This window comes from Streptomyces sp. NPDC102258, assembly GCF_055584685.1.
Genome location: NZ_JBVJLO010000003.1, coordinates 470,170 through 483,438, shown reverse-complemented (window position 1 = coordinate 483,438; position 13,269 = coordinate 470,170). Strand labels below are relative to the sequence as shown.

General features: G+C 70.7%; 20 protein-coding genes and 1 tRNA gene. 16 read left to right on the top strand and 5 right to left on the bottom strand.

Features of this window, described 5'->3' with window-relative positions; translation table 11 throughout:
- The first annotated feature begins 93 nt into the window (after positions 1 to 93).
- Both ACZ6ZT_RS07925 and ACZ6ZT_RS07920 read left to right on the top strand, forming a co-directional pair.
- Positions 94 to 705, top strand: a complete 612-nt coding sequence (locus tag ACZ6ZT_RS07925) for a DedA family protein (RefSeq protein WP_469716551.1) — start codon at positions 94 to 96, stop codon at positions 703 to 705.
- Between the two features lie 183 nt (positions 706 to 888).
- Entirely contained in the window at positions 889 to 1,401 is a 513-nt protein-coding gene (locus ACZ6ZT_RS07920; RefSeq protein ID WP_469716549.1) for a hypothetical protein, read from the top strand.
- Between the two features lie 13 nt (positions 1,402 to 1,414).
- On the opposite strand, the gene ACZ6ZT_RS07915 is transcribed toward ACZ6ZT_RS07920, so the two are convergent.
- Together ACZ6ZT_RS07915 and ACZ6ZT_RS07910 are read right to left on the bottom strand one after the other, a co-directional pair.
- A complete protein-coding gene (locus ACZ6ZT_RS07915; RefSeq protein WP_469716547.1) occupies positions 1,415 to 1,645 on the bottom strand; it encodes a DUF2277 domain-containing protein in 231 nt (76 codons plus the stop codon).
- A gap of 7 nt (positions 1,646 to 1,652) precedes the next feature.
- Positions 1,653 to 2,282, bottom strand: coding sequence for a TRADD-N-associated membrane domain-containing protein (locus tag ACZ6ZT_RS07910; protein ID WP_469716545.1), 630 nt, complete (start codon positions 2,280 to 2,282; stop codon positions 1,653 to 1,655).
- Between the two features lie 110 nt (positions 2,283 to 2,392).
- Here ACZ6ZT_RS07910 and ACZ6ZT_RS07905 point away from each other — a divergent pair, with 110 nt between their 5' ends.
- Positions 2,393 to 2,467: a 50S ribosomal protein bL37 gene (locus tag ACZ6ZT_RS07905; RefSeq protein WP_106960698.1), complete on the top strand. Its 75-nt coding sequence runs from the start codon at positions 2,393 to 2,395 to the stop codon at positions 2,465 to 2,467.
- A 1,674-nt stretch (positions 2,468 to 4,141) separates the two neighbouring features.
- Here the strand turns inward: ACZ6ZT_RS07905 and ACZ6ZT_RS07900 are convergent.
- Both ACZ6ZT_RS07900 and ACZ6ZT_RS07895 read right to left on the bottom strand, forming a co-directional pair.
- Entirely contained in the window at positions 4,142 to 4,834 is a 693-nt protein-coding gene (locus tag ACZ6ZT_RS07900; RefSeq protein ID WP_362123637.1) for an HAD family hydrolase, read from the bottom strand.
- Entirely contained in the window at positions 4,821 to 5,687 is an 867-nt protein-coding gene (locus ACZ6ZT_RS07895; RefSeq protein ID WP_469716543.1) for a GntR family transcriptional regulator, read from the bottom strand. The genes ACZ6ZT_RS07900 and ACZ6ZT_RS07895 overlap by 14 nt, the downstream gene beginning before the upstream one ends.
- 152 nt (positions 5,688 to 5,839) lie before the next feature.
- On the opposite strand from ACZ6ZT_RS07895, the gene ACZ6ZT_RS07890 reads away from it, so the two are divergent.
- The 13 genes from ACZ6ZT_RS07890 to ACZ6ZT_RS07830 all read left to right on the top strand — a co-directional run bounded on the left by ACZ6ZT_RS07890 (position 5,840) and on the right by ACZ6ZT_RS07830 (position 13,033).
- Positions 5,840 to 6,169: an SCO3933 family regulatory protein gene (locus ACZ6ZT_RS07890; RefSeq protein ID WP_469716541.1), complete on the top strand. Its 330-nt coding sequence runs from the start codon at positions 5,840 to 5,842 to the stop codon at positions 6,167 to 6,169.
- A 2-nt stretch (positions 6,170 to 6,171) separates the two neighbouring features.
- The gene (locus ACZ6ZT_RS07885) at positions 6,172 to 7,521 is read left to right on the top strand and encodes an FtsK/SpoIIIE domain-containing protein (RefSeq protein WP_469716539.1); all 1,350 of its coding nucleotides are present in this window, start codon (positions 6,172 to 6,174) and stop codon (positions 7,519 to 7,521) included.
- A gap of 84 nt (positions 7,522 to 7,605) precedes the next feature.
- Complete coding sequence (locus tag ACZ6ZT_RS07880; protein ID WP_469716537.1) at positions 7,606 to 7,791, top strand: hypothetical protein; 186 nt, start codon at positions 7,606 to 7,608, stop codon at positions 7,789 to 7,791.
- Between the two features lie 68 nt (positions 7,792 to 7,859).
- Positions 7,860 to 8,531 carry a DUF2637 domain-containing protein gene (locus ACZ6ZT_RS07875; protein ID WP_469716535.1) on the top strand — a complete coding sequence of 224 codons (672 nt, stop codon included), beginning with the start codon at positions 7,860 to 7,862 and terminating at the stop codon, positions 8,529 to 8,531.
- 20 nt (positions 8,532 to 8,551) lie between these two features.
- Positions 8,552 to 8,740, top strand: coding sequence for a mobile element transfer protein (locus ACZ6ZT_RS07870; RefSeq protein ID WP_362123624.1), 189 nt, complete (start codon positions 8,552 to 8,554; stop codon positions 8,738 to 8,740).
- Positions 8,741 to 8,760: 20 nt separating this feature from the next.
- Positions 8,761 to 8,916: a hypothetical protein gene (locus ACZ6ZT_RS07865; protein ID WP_362123621.1), complete on the top strand. Its 156-nt coding sequence runs from the start codon at positions 8,761 to 8,763 to the stop codon at positions 8,914 to 8,916.
- A gap of 11 nt (positions 8,917 to 8,927) precedes the next feature.
- Positions 8,928 to 9,269, top strand: a complete 342-nt coding sequence (locus tag ACZ6ZT_RS07860) for a SpdD-like protein (RefSeq protein WP_469716532.1) — start codon at positions 8,928 to 8,930, stop codon at positions 9,267 to 9,269.
- Positions 9,270 to 9,274: 5 nt separating this feature from the next.
- Positions 9,275 to 9,820 carry a GGDEF domain-containing protein gene (locus ACZ6ZT_RS07855; protein WP_469716530.1) on the top strand — a complete coding sequence of 182 codons (546 nt, stop codon included), beginning with the start codon at positions 9,275 to 9,277 and terminating at the stop codon, positions 9,818 to 9,820.
- Positions 9,821 to 9,909: 89 nt separating this feature from the next.
- On the top strand, positions 9,910 to 10,095 hold the full coding sequence (locus tag ACZ6ZT_RS07850) for a hypothetical protein (protein ID WP_362123613.1): 186 nt from the start codon (positions 9,910 to 9,912) through the stop codon (positions 10,093 to 10,095).
- A 5-nt stretch (positions 10,096 to 10,100) separates the two neighbouring features.
- On the top strand, positions 10,101 to 10,286 hold the full coding sequence (locus ACZ6ZT_RS07845; protein ID WP_469716529.1) for a hypothetical protein: 186 nt from the start codon (positions 10,101 to 10,103) through the stop codon (positions 10,284 to 10,286).
- Positions 10,287 to 10,290: 4 nt separating this feature from the next.
- Entirely contained in the window at positions 10,291 to 11,694 is a 1,404-nt protein-coding gene (gene repSA / locus ACZ6ZT_RS07840; RefSeq protein WP_469716527.1) for a replication initiator protein RepSA, read from the top strand.
- Entirely contained in the window at positions 11,691 to 11,879 is a 189-nt protein-coding gene (locus ACZ6ZT_RS07835; RefSeq protein ID WP_469716525.1) for a helix-turn-helix domain-containing protein, read from the top strand. The genes repSA and ACZ6ZT_RS07835 overlap by 4 nt, the downstream gene beginning before the upstream one ends.
- A complete protein-coding gene (locus ACZ6ZT_RS07830) occupies positions 11,879 to 13,033 on the top strand; it encodes a tyrosine-type recombinase/integrase (RefSeq protein ID WP_469716524.1) in 1,155 nt (384 codons plus the stop codon). The genes ACZ6ZT_RS07835 and ACZ6ZT_RS07830 overlap by 1 nt, the downstream gene beginning before the upstream one ends.
- Positions 13,034 to 13,101: 68 nt before the next feature.
- On the opposite strand, the gene ACZ6ZT_RS07825 is transcribed toward ACZ6ZT_RS07830, so the two are convergent.
- Positions 13,102 to 13,176, bottom strand: a tRNA-Val gene (locus ACZ6ZT_RS07825).
- Positions 13,177 to 13,269: the final 93 nt, after the last annotated feature.

Here is a 13,269-nt window from a genome sequence, read left to right as displayed (position 1 = left end):
GCGGCACCCGCGCCGGGCGTACGCTGTATGGCTGTCAAGCCGCCCCTGCCGCTCCCCGCGACGACGCGGCGCTTCGGACTGGGGAGTCCCGCTGTGGTTGAGACGCTGGGGTCGTTGACCTCGGGCCCATGGATCTACGCCGTGGTGGCGGTGTCCATCCTGCTCGACGTGTTCCTGCCGGTGCTGCCGAGCGGCGTCCTCGTCGTCAGCGCGGCGGCGGCCGCGGCCGCCGCCGGGCCGCCTCCGCGGGTGCCCGACCTGACGGTGCTGCTCATGACCGCCACGACGGCCTCGGTACTGGGCGACATGGCCGCGTACCGGCTGGCCCGCAGCGGCGGGGCCCGCCTGGACCGGGCCATCGCCCGCTCGCGCCGCCTGACCCGCGCGCACGAACGGCTGGGCACGGCCCTGGCCCGCGGCGGCGGCGCCCTCGTGGTGATCGCCCGCTTCGCCCCGGCGGGCCGCTCGGTGGTCTCCCTCGGCGCGGGCAGGACGCGGCGCACGGTGCGGGAGTTCCTGCCCTGGTCGGTACTGGCGGGCTTGACCTGGGCGAGCTACAGCGTGGCACTGGGCTACTTCGGCACCCAGTGGCTGGGCACGACCTGGCTCGGCACGGCGATCTCCCTGATCGCCCTGTGCGCGGCAGGCTCCCTGGCCGCCTTCCTCATCCGCCGCCCACCCCCCTCCCCGACCCCGGCGACCTAAGCGATCCCGGCGCCGTCGGCGGCGGGTAGTCCGGACGGCGTAATCGGTCACCCGTTCACCCTGCACCGATCGCCGCCTTCCGGTGGGGCTTCTAGCGTCCGAAGAGCGGTGCGCAACGGAATCCGCGTCTCGCCCGTGCTCGCCCTGGCCGCGCCTTTCCGAGAAGCCCGAGGAGTTCTCTCCATGTCCCCCACGCGCATCCGGTACCGCCTGGCAGGAGCCGCCGTCGCGGCCCTCGCCGCAGCGGCCGTCACACCCGCCACGTTCGCCTCCGCCGCCCCTTCCGCCACCGGCTCGCCCTCCGCCACCGTCTCCCCCGGCACGGTCTCCCCCGGCGGCCGGGTCAGCCTGAACGTCGAGGGCTGCGGCACGAGCACCGGCCGGGCCACCTCCCGCGCCTTCGGCGACGTCTCACTGACCGGGGGCAACCCGCAGGCGGCCAGCCTCTCCGGCACCGCCACCGTCTACAGCGACGCCGCCACCGGCTCCCACCCCGTCACCTTCGAGTGCGGCGGCACCGGCGGCCGGCGCGTCACCGTCACCCTCCAGGTCGCCTCCGGCGCGGCCCGGGGCGGCGTCGGCGGCAGCATGGGCGAGATGAGCCCGGGCCAGATCGCCCTCGGCGGCACCCTCGCGGCCGGCGCCCTCGGCACCGGCATCTGGGTCCTGCGCCGCCGCTCGGCCCAGCCCGGCTGACGGAGCGGTCCGGCTAGGCGGAGACGGGGGCCGGCCTCCCGCGCACCTGCATCCCGTCCAGCAGCAGCCTGGTGGCTTCGGCGACGGCGTCCACGGCGGCGTCGAACACCTCCTGGTTGTGCGCGGCGGGGGCGCGGAAGCCGGACACCTTCCGTACGTACTGGAGCGCGGCGGCGCGGATCTCCTCCTCGGTGGCCTTCTCGGGGATGGCGGGCGGGCGCAGGGTCTTAATGGAGCGGCACATACCTCCACTATGGCGCGGCGGGCGGCAGCTCGGCCCCGGAGAGTTTCAGGATCAGCCCGGCCTGGAGCCGGCTCCGCAGCACCGGGTCGGCGACCTCCTCCAGCAGCCCCCTCGCCTGCCGCGCACTCTCCGCGGCCCGCCGGTCCTCGCGCAGGGCGGCGGTCTGGGCGGCCATGTGCCGCAGCGCGAGGTCGGCCCGCCGGTGGAAGAGCTGCCCGACCAGGGTGACGACCAGCCCGACGGAGCTGGTCACGACCCCGAGGTACGCGTCCCCCGTGGTCTCCGCCTTCCACACCGCGAGCCCCACCCCGAAGAGCAGCACCGCCGCGCCGATCCCCGCGAACCGCTGGCTGGTCACGAAGCTGCTGCGGGCCTGGGCCAGCCCGTAGGCGTAGTACTCGACGAGGATCGGGGTGAAATCGTCATGCCGGTCCCCCAACTCCCCGGCCGCCCCCCTCCCGGCGTCCACGAGCCGCGGATCGGCCCGCTCGGCGGCCTCGACACTCACCAGCAGACGGGCCCGCTCGGCGTCCCGCTGCGCGTCGAACCCCTCCCCCCGACGCCACTCCCCCCACACGGCCCCCACGACCACCACCGCGAGCCCGATCCCCCAGACCCACACCTCACCCCAAGCCACACCCCACCACCCCCGGCGATGAGATCCCCCGCCCACCGCGCGGGAAACCCACCCGGAACCTAGACTGACGAACGCCCGAAAGATCCGCACCGGAACCCGAGGGAGCCACCATGGCCAAGCGAGGAAACAAGCGCCGCGCCCGCAAGAAGAAGAAGTCCAACCACGGCAAGCGCCCCAACGCCTAACACGCCGACCAGTTCCCGGCCCGCCTCGTCGCATGGGGGTTGTTCGGGTGCCGGGACTCCCCGTCGAGTCCCCCTGAGCCCCCGTGAGTCCACGCGAACCCCCGCGAACGACAATGGCCCTGCCCGGACGATTCCCAGTCCGGGCAGGGCCATTGGCCGTTTTTCCATGGTGGGCGCGGACGGTTTCGAACCGCCGACATCTGCTTTGTAAGCTCGCCCAGCGGCTACCTCCCACGGACCGATCCCAGGATGCGGCGCCTGTCCTCGGCCCCACGTGAGTGCCAGGATCCACCCACGTTGATGTCAGCTACGGATGTCAGCGGTCGATTACCACCAAGACCACTTCTTCTTCCGAAGCGCCTGCTTCTTCGCCTTGGCTTCCGCCTCCTTGCGGTCTGCCGCCCTACGGGCTGTCCACTCGCCCTGATGCCGATAGCACTGGCCGCTGCCTACGATGGCCAGCCTCCTGCACCGACCACCACGCTCCTTCGGAGCCCCACACCTCGGCTGGGTCACTCCCCCACGCCTCCTTCCCAAGCAGCCACACGAACGCTGGCAGCGTCTCGCTGGCCATACAGGCCGGGAAGGCGCACACGGGAGCACAGCGGGGCACATAGCTCCGGAAGCCCCATGTGCCACCGCTGCACTTCGAGTAACTAGCGAAGGGCCGTGATGATCGCCCCCAGCCCAGTCAGTAGGGTGCCGACGGCGACCATCACCACTGCCAGGCTGCTGGCTCTATCCCTGGGCACGTCATTACGCTGGGGTTCAGGGACGGCATGTTGGTCCATGTCTCCTTTCCCGGACGCCACCCATTGGGGTGAGTCCGTGGCCCCGTCCGCATCTTTGCGGGACCGGACGGGGCCTCTTTTGGCCAGGACCGTAGCAGCGGCACGTCATCTGAGACTGATCGATCGGCGTCTTTCGGGTAGCTGATCCCCCGCCCCCACGGAAGCGGCCTTTCCCCCTCCCCGTGCAGGCAACTGGGGCTCCGTAAACCGTTCACAGAGCCCTGACCTGCACCTTCACGTCTTTCGTTCCACGGGAGAAACGAATTGCTTCACCGGTGAAACATAAGCGGGTTGAATCACTCGTCGAATGAAAATAGATTGCATCCCATAAGCCGCATATCGGCGCTGATGGTTGGCTGAAATTAACCACTGCTGGCTGCTATACCGGAGCTTCCGTGCACCGCGACCGGGCTAGCACCAGCCACCACTCACCCCAACTCCCATCCCGTCTGCCGTCGACCCGCACGCATGTGGAGCGGGCGCGGTGCCGGGCGTCAAGGTGGAGCGCCCAGCTGGACGAACGACCTTGACGCCCGGTGCCGTGTCCGCTGGGCTTGTCCTGGGTCGACGGCAGACGGGATGGGAGTTCCCCACCACCAGCCACCCACGGCCGGCACCCGCCAGCGGCGCCCCGCCATCCTGGAGCCGGAGCGCCCCCGCCGGAGGCATGTCGGTGACGGATGGAATTCGCGGCCAAGGGGTTCTGCTCATGCCTTGGGCCTATCCCGCCGTAGGGGCGGGCGTCGGCGCAGCGGGGGCGGAGCGGGCCGAAGGCAGGAGCGTCGCCCCTGAGCGGAGCCGGGAAGCCCGCCCGGCGGAGCGGAGCGCAGCCGGGTGCTTGATGAGGTAGAGAAACCTGTAACAGGTCCGCGCTGACCTTCGGCTAAGCCGCGTTGAGCGCGTCGGCGATGGCCTTCATGTCGTCCGTGATGGCGTCGGCTCGTGCTTCGGCGAACAGGTCGGCCTTATGGGGCTTGTTGGCGTAGGCGATGACCGTTGCGCCGGCTGCGTGAGCGGCTTGGACGTCGGTGAGCGAGTCGCCGATCAGGGTGCAAAGCGTGATGTCCATGTGCATCTGCTCCGCCGCCCCGATCAGCGGGAACGGGTTCGGCTTCATCAGGTGGGGCTGCCCCACCGGTCGGCCGATGACCTTCGCGACGTACTCGCCCAACCCGTGCGCCTCCAAGAAGCTCCGGACGCAGTCTGCGGAGTTGTTACTCACCACCGCCACAGCCCGCCCCGAGGAGCGCACGGCCTGGAGGGCTTCCACCGCCCCCCGCGTCGGCGGGCCGGCCACCGCGACGGCTTCAACCTCCGCCGCGGTCAACGCCTGCTCCACTTTCTGACCAATCTCGGCATCGACCTCATGGGCGATCCGCATGACCTCGATCGGGTCGTCGGTCTTGGCGGCCTTGGCTCCCGCTGTCTCGTCCTCGGCCGAGAGCAGTGCGGTGAGCTGCTTGGCGACCTCGGGGGCGGGCAGGCCGGCGAACACGTCGCACACGGGGCCGTCGAAGTCGAAGAAGACCACGCGGGCGCTCTCCAGGACGCTGCGGATCCGGTCATCGTGCGTCAAGGTCGAAGTCCCTTCCGATGGTCTCCCACACGCTGTCGAACCACATGCGGGCCTGCTGGACCTGCTGCGCCCCGCTGGAAGACTCGCCGTCGTTGATGGAGTGGTGGAAGAGCGTGGTGTCCTTGCCCACGAGGTCGTAGATCTCGATCGTCTCGCCCTGGGCCACGACCTTGTTCGGGCGGATCGGGTAGTACCCGAAGAACGCGTCCTCGTCGTTGATCACGTACAGCTTGAAGAACTGCGTGCCGCTGTGGACGCGCACGCTGATCCTGGTCTCGGCGACGAGGCCGAGGTGTCCCAGCTCGGCGATGGCGTCCCTGATGCTGCGGGTGTAGCTGACCATGATCTCGTGCATGCGGTCGCGAAGCCGCTTGTCGTCCGCCCCGTCCTCGCGGCGCACGGGTGCGGCCTGCGGCACGGACATGTCCGGGACGAGTATCCGCATGGTGATGCTCGAAGGCGTGAGGCGGCCGACTCGGATCTTGTCGAGCGGCTCCTGAAGCGCGCCGTGCAGGGTCTCGCTGGAGAACCCGGCGAAGTCGATGGTCACGCGATCCTTGGCGAAGGCCTGCTCGACGTACGGCCTCAGGCCCGCCGGCCGCTCGGTCCGGTTGCGGACGTAGACGCCGCTCCCCTTGCGGGAGATGACCAGGCCTTCGTCCTCCAGGTCGCGTAGTGCCCGCTGGATCGTCGCCCGCGCGAACCCGTAAAGCTCCGTCAGTTCCTTGTGCGACGGAAGCTTCTCGCCAGGGGCCAGTCGCCTCGTCCTGATGGCGGCACTGAGGCTGCTGGCCACCTGCTCGTAGGGCGCGCGGTCGTCGTCTGGGTCGAGGGGCTCGGGGACAAAGGTCATGGGTCGATGGTAGGCGACCTCCTTCAAGCAAGACAGCCATGCCAGTCATGTTGTTGACATGGCTAGCCATCTCTTCTACCTTCGAGATGTGACCAACCGGGATAGCCAAGTTGGTCATCTAGCTTCCTGCTGGCATCTCTGAAGGAGAAACCATGCCGTCGTTCAAGGTGGACACGTCGACCGCCGTGGTGTTCGTGGCCACGGCCCCCACGCCGAAGCTCGTGAGCAAGCAGACCGGGGAGCGCGCGATGGACCGGGAGACCGGTGCCGGGCTGTCCACGGTGGGGCTGCTGATCTCGGACGAGGGGGAGGGGAACCTCTACCAGGTGACCGTCCCGGAGACCGGTCTCCCCGAGGGGCTGATGCCGGGCATGCCGGTGTCGGTGGTCGGGCTGAAGGCGCGGGACTGGGAGAACACGTTCAACGGCCAGACCCGGCACGGCATCTCGTTCCGCGCCGTCGCCCTCACGATCGGGGTTTGACCGTGGCTGACCTGACGGCCTTATGGGAAGTCGGTCTCCCTCTGGCTGGTGCCAGTGGCGGACTCGGCTACGCGAAGGTCCGTGCACCGCGTTTGTTCTGGTCCGTGGCCGGTCTGCCCGTGGCTCGTGTGCGGTTCGCGGTGACCTACCGGGCCACGATGGACGTGTGCGGGCTGACGGTCCAGCCGTCCCGCTTGCGGGCGTTCCTCGTGCGCAACGTCGCCCGTCGCAGCGGCGTACAGCCGGTCCCGCCGAAGATCCGCCGGGTGCGGGGCTCCGCGACCGGAATGCGCGTCACCTTGCGATTGCCGGCCGGGCTGGAACCCTCCGACGTGATCGCCGCCTCCGAGCGGCTGCGCCACGCCTGGGGCGTCCACTCCGTCCACGTGGTGGCGACGAAGCCGGGGTTCGTGGAGCTGCGGATGACCGGTTACGACGTCCTTCGGCGGGTGAAGATGCCGCGCCGGCGCCCGTCGGGGCCGATGGTGGTCCCGGTCGCGCTCCGGGAGGACGGCACCGCGTTCGTACGCGACTACCTCAAGGTCCCGCACGCGCTGACGCTCGGCGCCAACCAGTCGGGCAAGTCGATGTACCTGCGCAACCTGATCAAGGAGCTGGCGCGGCTGCGGGTCGCCTTGGTCGGCATCGACTGCAAGCGGGGGGTCGAGCAGCGCCGGTACGCGCCCCGTCTGTCGGCGCTGGCTGTGACGCCGGAGGAGGCATCGGGCCTCCTGGATGCGCTCGTGGGTGAGATGGAAGACCGGTTCGACCTGCTGAGTGCCTACGGGGCGGAAGATCTGTGGGCGCTGCCCGCTGAGATTCGGCCGGTGCCGATCGTCCTGCTCGTGGATGAAGTGGCTGAGCTGTTCCTCGTCGCGGTGAAGAAGGACGAGGAACGCCGGGACCGGATGGTCATGCAGCTGATCCGCCTCGGGCAGATGGCTCGCTCCGCCGGCATCTACCTGGAGATCTGCGGTCAGCGCTTCGGCTCCGAACTCGGCAAGGGCGCCACCACGCTCCGCGCCCAGCTCACCGGCCGCGTGGTCCACCGCGTCAACGACAAGCAGACCGCCGACATGGGCCTGGGCGACATCGCCCCGGACGCGGTCGTGGCCGTGACGACGATCCCGCCCGACAAGCCCGGTGTCGCGGTGGCCGGTGACTCCTCCGGCGGCTGGTCCCGTATTCGCACCCCGGAGCTGACCACCGAGGAAGCTGCCGAGATCTGCGCTCAGTTCGCGCACCTGACCCCGGCTCTTCCGGCTCTCGCCCCGTACCGGCCGGTGATCCCCACCGTGGCGCCGGTGGCCGGGTCCGTTCCGCTGGTGAAGCCGGTCCCCGCGACTGACTGACATTCCCTCTCCCTCCCTCGGTCGGCGCGACCGTCTCGCGCCAGGTCCCTACCCGGCCCATGCCCGAAACCTAAGGGAACCGTCATGACCACCGAGAAGAAGCCCCAAGCCCGGCGCCCGGCCAAGCCCGCTCCGGCCGTCCAAAAGTGCGACACCTGCGCCGGATCGGGAGAGACCGTGACGACCGTCCGGGTCGGCCGCAAGCGCCGGGAGATCGGCGCCACGCAGACCGGACTGTGCCCGGCCCGCCTCGGCACCGGCACCGCGTGACCCGATCCCGAATCCGCTGGTGCCGGAGCACAGCACTCGGCATCGGCCTCCTCGAAAGGAGGTGACCCGTGTCCCGCACTCTCCGCCTCGACGCCGTGCTCGTCCAGGCCGTCATCGCCGGTGCCCTGTCCTTCGCCCACCTGCACGACCTGGCCTCGGCCGCCGGGCAGGACGGCTGGAAGGCCTGGGCCTACCCGGTCAGCGTCGACCTGCTACTGGTCGCCGCCTGGCGCCGGATGCGCACGGACGCGGGCAATCGCGACGCGTGGCTGTGGTTCGCCATCGCCCTCGTGGCGTCGCTCGGCGCCAACATCGCCACCGCCGGACTGCTCGACCTGAACAACGTCCCGCCCTGGCTGCGCATCCTCGTCGCGGGCTGGCCCGCGCTCGCCTTCCTCGGCGGCACGCTCCTCGCCCACGCCCCGGCTCCAACTCCGGTCCCTGAGCCGGAGCCCACGGACGGGCTCCACGTCGAGCCCACCCCGGACGTGACCGTGGACCGGGCGCCGGAACCGGCTGCCGAACTCCCGCCGGCCGATCCCACTCCGCAGGACGCTCCACCTCAGCCCGCCGCCACGGCCGCCGTGACGCCGGTCCCGCCCGCCCTGCTCGACCACGCCCAGAAGATCGCGAACGCCCACCAGGCCCAGACCGGAAACCCGATCGACACCGCGACCCTGCGGAGCCGCCTCGGCGTCTCGCCCGCGCTCGCGGACGCCATCGCCGTCCAACTCACCTGATCAGGAAAGGAGACGGACCCGTGCGTCCGAACCGCTTCCACAACGTCATCCGCATCGGCCCGGTGCGCGTCGGCACCCACTACGACGGCCGGGGCCGCACCCTGCACACCGCCGTGTGCACCGCCCCCGGCTGCGACTTCTCGGCCGACTACCTCACCCGCGCCGCCGCCGAACTCGCCGCCCGCACCCACCGCTGTAACCCGCGCTGACCAGCAAGGAGACCCACGTCATGGACGTACCGCTCTGGCTCGCCCTGATCGTCATCGGCTGCCTCGGCTACAAGCTCGTCCGCCCGCCGCTGTGGCTCGTGGCCGTGATCCTCCTCGGCGGCTACCTCCTCTCCGACAGCCTCCTGGCCTCGGTCATCGACCCGATCACCAAGTAGGGGGACCCGCCATGTTCCGACCGCGCATCCCGGTCAACCCGCTCCCGACCGGCACCCTCACCCCGCTCACCCGGCCCGTCGCCGTCCCCGGCGAGGAGTCCCACGGTCAGGCTTCGCCGACCGCCCGCGACCACCGCGCCCCGGCCTCGGCGGCGCCCGCCCCGGCCCGCGCCACGGTTCGGTTCACCCCCGGCAGCGTGGTCGCCCTGGCCGCCGGCGGTGGCGCCGTCGTCCTCGTCGTTGGTGCGGTCCTCGTCTCGATGCTCCTCGCCGTCGCCATCACCGGTGTTTCGGTCGCCCTGATCGCGGTGGTCCTGCGTCTGCTCGTCAAGGATCTCCAGAAGGGGCGGTGACCGGCGTGGACACGCACGTCATCGCAGCGGGCTTACCGGCCCTCGGCTGGGCCCTCCACGGCGGGATGCTCCTGCGCCGCCTGTCCAGTGCCCGCCGTGACCCCCTGACCGGCCTGCACACCCGCGCCGGATGGACCGTCCGCGCCGAGCACTTGATGTCCAGTCGTCCCGGCGCCCTGGTGCTCCTGATCGACCTGGACGACTTCAAGGCCGTCAACGACACCTACGGCCACGCCGCCGGGGACGCGGTGCTCACCACGACCGCCGACCGCCTGTCCGCCTGGTGCGGGCGCCACGGCATCCCCGCCCGACTCGGCGGAGACGAGTTCGCCGCCATCGTCACCGACCCCGCCCGGACACCCGGCCTCCCCGCCCTCCGGATCTCGCTGGACCAGCCGGTCACGCACAACGGCCGCCCTCTGGCGGTCTCGGCCTCGGTGGGCCACTGCCACCGCGGGGACTTGCCGGTCCCGGGCCTGGCGGACGCGCTCTCCGCCGCAGACTCCGCGATGTACGCGGCCAAGGGCCACGGCAGGCGCAACACACGCTAAGCGGCCCCCGGGGCGGCCTCGGTCGCCAAACTTCCGCCGCCCCGGGCGCCTGAACCCTCCAGATCCAACGGACCCGAAAGGGAGCTTTCATGATGCCCCAGTCCGCCCCGACCACGCCCGTCTGCCGCGACTGCGACGGCTTCGCCACCGCCTCGATCACCACCGGCCTCCGCACCGCCGCCGGTGCCCGCGACATCGTCCGCGTCGACTGCCCGGCCTGCCACGGCCTCGGCCACGCCGCCCCCGCCTCCGCCGTCATCCGGATCGGGAGGTAGCCGTCATGGCCGACCTCACGCCCACCAGCGCCACACCCGGCCTGCACGTCAGCAAGCCCTCCCCGTCGGAACCCGCCACCGCCTCGGCCGTCTGCCACTGCGGCGCCTCGGCCTCCGCCAAGGGCGACACCCAAGTCGGTGCCCTCGTCGCAGGTTGGAACGCCCACCACGGCACCGCCCACGGGGAGTGAGCACGTGACCGACACCGCCACTGCGGCGGGCCTGGACCCGGCCACCCTGAGCGATCTGCTCCGGGTGGCCGGGGCTCCCGGTTTCGACCGCCTGCACGAGCAGATCCGCCGCACCGGAGGGTGCGCCGCCCCCATCCGGCTCAGCGGCGGAACCAAGACCCTCGACTCCGCCACCCGCACCGTGCTCCACAGCTACAACACCGACGCCGAACCCGGCGGCGTCCTCCGCGTCGCCTGCGGCAACCGCCGCGCCTCCCGCTGCCCTGCGTGCGCGTGGACCTACGCCGGAGACACCTACCACCTGATTCGCGCCGGACTCGTCGGCGACCCGGCCAAGGGCACCCCCGAGACGATCCGCGACCACCCCCGCGTCTTCGCCACCCTGACGGCCCCGTCCTTCGGTCCCGTCCATAACCGGCCCGGCACCCGGCCCTGCCGCTGCGGGGTCCGGCACCCCGAGGACGCCGAGGAACTGGGCACGCCGCTCGACCCGGTCACCTACGACTACGCGGGCGCGGTCCTCTGGAACAACCACGCCTCCGAACTGTGGCGCTACTTCACGATCTACCTCCGCCGCGAGATCGCCCATCACGCCGGCTTGACGCAGAAGGCTGCGCGCGAACAGTCCCGCGTCTCCTTCGGCAAGGTCGCCGAGTACCAGAAGCGCGGAGCCGTCCACTTCCACGCCGTCATCCGCTTCGACGGACCGGCCGGCCCTGACACCCCGCCCCCGGCCTGGGCCACCCTCGAACTGCTCACCGACGCGATCCGGGCCGCCGCCGCCCGCGTCAGCATCGTCGTGCCACCCAACCCGGAGCGCGGGTTCGAGCACGACTGGGTGTTGCGGTGGGGCGACCAGCTCGACGTCCAGCCCATCGGCGCCTTCGGGAACGGCGAAGACCTGACCGAACAGGCCGTCGCCTCCTACGTCGCCAAGTACGCCACCAAGGCCGCCGAGACGACTGGCACCGTCGACCACCCGGTGGGGAACAAGGAAGCCCTTGTCCTCCTGGCCGTCCCCGACCACCCCCGGCGCCTCATGGAGGCCTGCATGGACCTCGATGCGGCGTACCCGGACCGGCGCCTGCGGGCCTGGGCCCACATGCTCGGCTTCCGGGGGCACTTCTCCACCAAGTCCCGCCGCTACTCCACCACCCTCGGCGCCTTACGCCAGGTCCGCGCCGACTACCGCGCCGCCCAGCAGTGCGCCGCGCTCGGCCTGCCCGACCCCGACGACCACCCGGAGACCACTCTCCTGGTCATCGCGCACTGGTCCTACGCCGGCCACGGCTCCACCCCCGGCGAATCCTGGCTCGCCGCGAACATCCGCCGAGACATCCAGCAAAACCGTGAGACAGCCCGCGAAGCTCTGCTCGACCAACTCGCCATGGAAGGAGCGGAATCATGACCACCGCCACCACCGAACTGTTGACCGTGCCTGAGGTGATGGAGCGACTCAGGCTCGGGCGTTCGACCGTCTACGACCTCATCCGGTCCAGGCGCCTCGCGTCGATCACCATCGGCCGTGCCCGCCGCATCCCCGCCGATGCCGTCCGGAAGTTCATCGACCACGAGATCGAGGAGGCTGCCTGATGGCCGCCCAGCGCAAGCGCAACCCGAACGGCGCGGGGACCATCACCCAGCGCAAGGACGGGCGGTTCCAGGCTGCCGTCTACGTCCTACAGCCCGACGGCACGCGGGCTCGGAAGTTCGCCTACGGCAAGACCTGGGCCGAGTGCGACGTGAAGCGCCGGGCACTGCTCGACAAGGTGGACCAGGGCGTGCCCGTGCCCACGCGGTCCGCCAAGCTCTCCGAGTGGCTGCCGTACTGGCTCGACAACGTCGTGAAGCCCCACCGCAAGCGCACCACCTTCGCCAAGTACGAGGTGCACGTGCGCCTTTACCTGGTGCCACTGCTGGGCTCGAAGCGCCTGGAGTCCCTGGGGGTCGCGGACGTCCGACGAGTTCTGGCCCAGCTCCAGAAGAAGACCAGCGCCGCGACCGCCAAGGAGTCCCACCGCGTGCTGCGGACCGCGCTCGCCGCAGCTGTCAGGGAAGAGCTGGTGACGCGGAACGTCGCAACGCTGGTCGAGCCGCCCCGGGTCGAAGCCCGAGACCTCTCCCCCTGGAGCCTTCAGGAGACGCTGGACTTCCTTGCCGCCGGCCGCAAAGACCCGCTGTTCGCCGCCTTCGTGCTGGCGATCGCGCTCGGCTTGCGACGCGGCGAGATAGTCGGTCTGCGGTGGGAGAACGTGGATCTCGACAAGCGCGAGATCCGAGTCCGAACCCAGCGGCAGCGCGTCGGGGGCGAAGCCTACGAGGACGACCCCAAGGGCAAGCGACGCCGGCAGACCCTCCCCCTGCCCGGGATCTGTGTCGCTCCCCTGCGGTGGCAGCGAATGAAGCAAGCTGAAGCGCGGGCCAAGGCCGGAGACAACTGGCATGAGACCGGGTACGTGTTCACCACCCGGACCGGACGGCCCATCGAGCCACGGAACGTCTACCGCTCCTTCACCCGCGTGGCCAAAGACGCCGGGCTCCGGGTGATCCGATTGCACGACGCCCGGCACGGAACGGCGACCCTGCTGACGGCCGCCGGCGTGCCGCCCCGGGTCGTGATGGAGATCCTCGGTCACTCGCAGATCGCCGTCACGATGAACGTGTACGCCCACGTCGTCCAGGACACCCAGCGCGAGGCCATTGGCCACATGGACCGCCTGCTGAGGCAGCGTCCCGGCCGTCCCTGACCGCTCCCGTTGATGTCAGATGTAGATGCAGAAGACCCCCCGCCATGATCGGCGGGGGGTCTTCTTGCTGGTGGGCGCGGACGGTTTCGAACCGCCGACATCTGCTTTGTAAGAGCAGCGCTCTACCCCTGAGCTACGCACCCGTGGATGAGTGGACAGCCTACATGGAGGGCGCACCCCCCACGCAAACCCGTGTGCGTGGGGGAGAATGGAGCGGGGCATGGCGGAGGCGGTAC

What these genes read in the sequence shown, in the direction of transcription:
- ACZ6ZT_RS07920 (WP_469716549.1), top strand. Translation starts at nt 889, where the DNA reads ATGTCCCCCACGCGCATCCGGTACCGCCTGGCAGGAGCCGCCGTCGCG.
- ACZ6ZT_RS07915 (WP_469716547.1), bottom strand. Translation starts at nt 1,645, where the DNA reads ATGTGCCGCTCCATTAAGACCCTGCGCCCGCCCGCCATCCCCGAGAAG.
- ACZ6ZT_RS07895 (WP_469716543.1), bottom strand. Translation starts at nt 5,687, where the DNA reads ATGACCTTTGTCCCCGAGCCCCTCGACCCAGACGACGACCGCGCGCCC.
- ACZ6ZT_RS07890 (WP_469716541.1), top strand. Translation starts at nt 5,840, where the DNA reads ATGCCGTCGTTCAAGGTGGACACGTCGACCGCCGTGGTGTTCGTGGCC.
- ACZ6ZT_RS07880 (WP_469716537.1), top strand. Translation starts at nt 7,606, where the DNA reads ATGACCACCGAGAAGAAGCCCCAAGCCCGGCGCCCGGCCAAGCCCGCT.
- ACZ6ZT_RS07865 (WP_362123621.1), top strand. Translation starts at nt 8,761, where the DNA reads ATGGACGTACCGCTCTGGCTCGCCCTGATCGTCATCGGCTGCCTCGGC.
- ACZ6ZT_RS07860 (WP_469716532.1), top strand. Translation starts at nt 8,928, where the DNA reads ATGTTCCGACCGCGCATCCCGGTCAACCCGCTCCCGACCGGCACCCTC.
- ACZ6ZT_RS07850 (WP_362123613.1), top strand. Translation starts at nt 9,910, where the DNA reads ATGATGCCCCAGTCCGCCCCGACCACGCCCGTCTGCCGCGACTGCGAC.
- ACZ6ZT_RS07845 (WP_469716529.1), top strand. Translation starts at nt 10,101, where the DNA reads ATGGCCGACCTCACGCCCACCAGCGCCACACCCGGCCTGCACGTCAGC.
- ACZ6ZT_RS07835 (WP_469716525.1), top strand. Translation starts at nt 11,691, where the DNA reads ATGACCACCGCCACCACCGAACTGTTGACCGTGCCTGAGGTGATGGAG.
- ACZ6ZT_RS07830 (WP_469716524.1), top strand. Translation starts at nt 11,879, where the DNA reads ATGGCCGCCCAGCGCAAGCGCAACCCGAACGGCGCGGGGACCATCACC.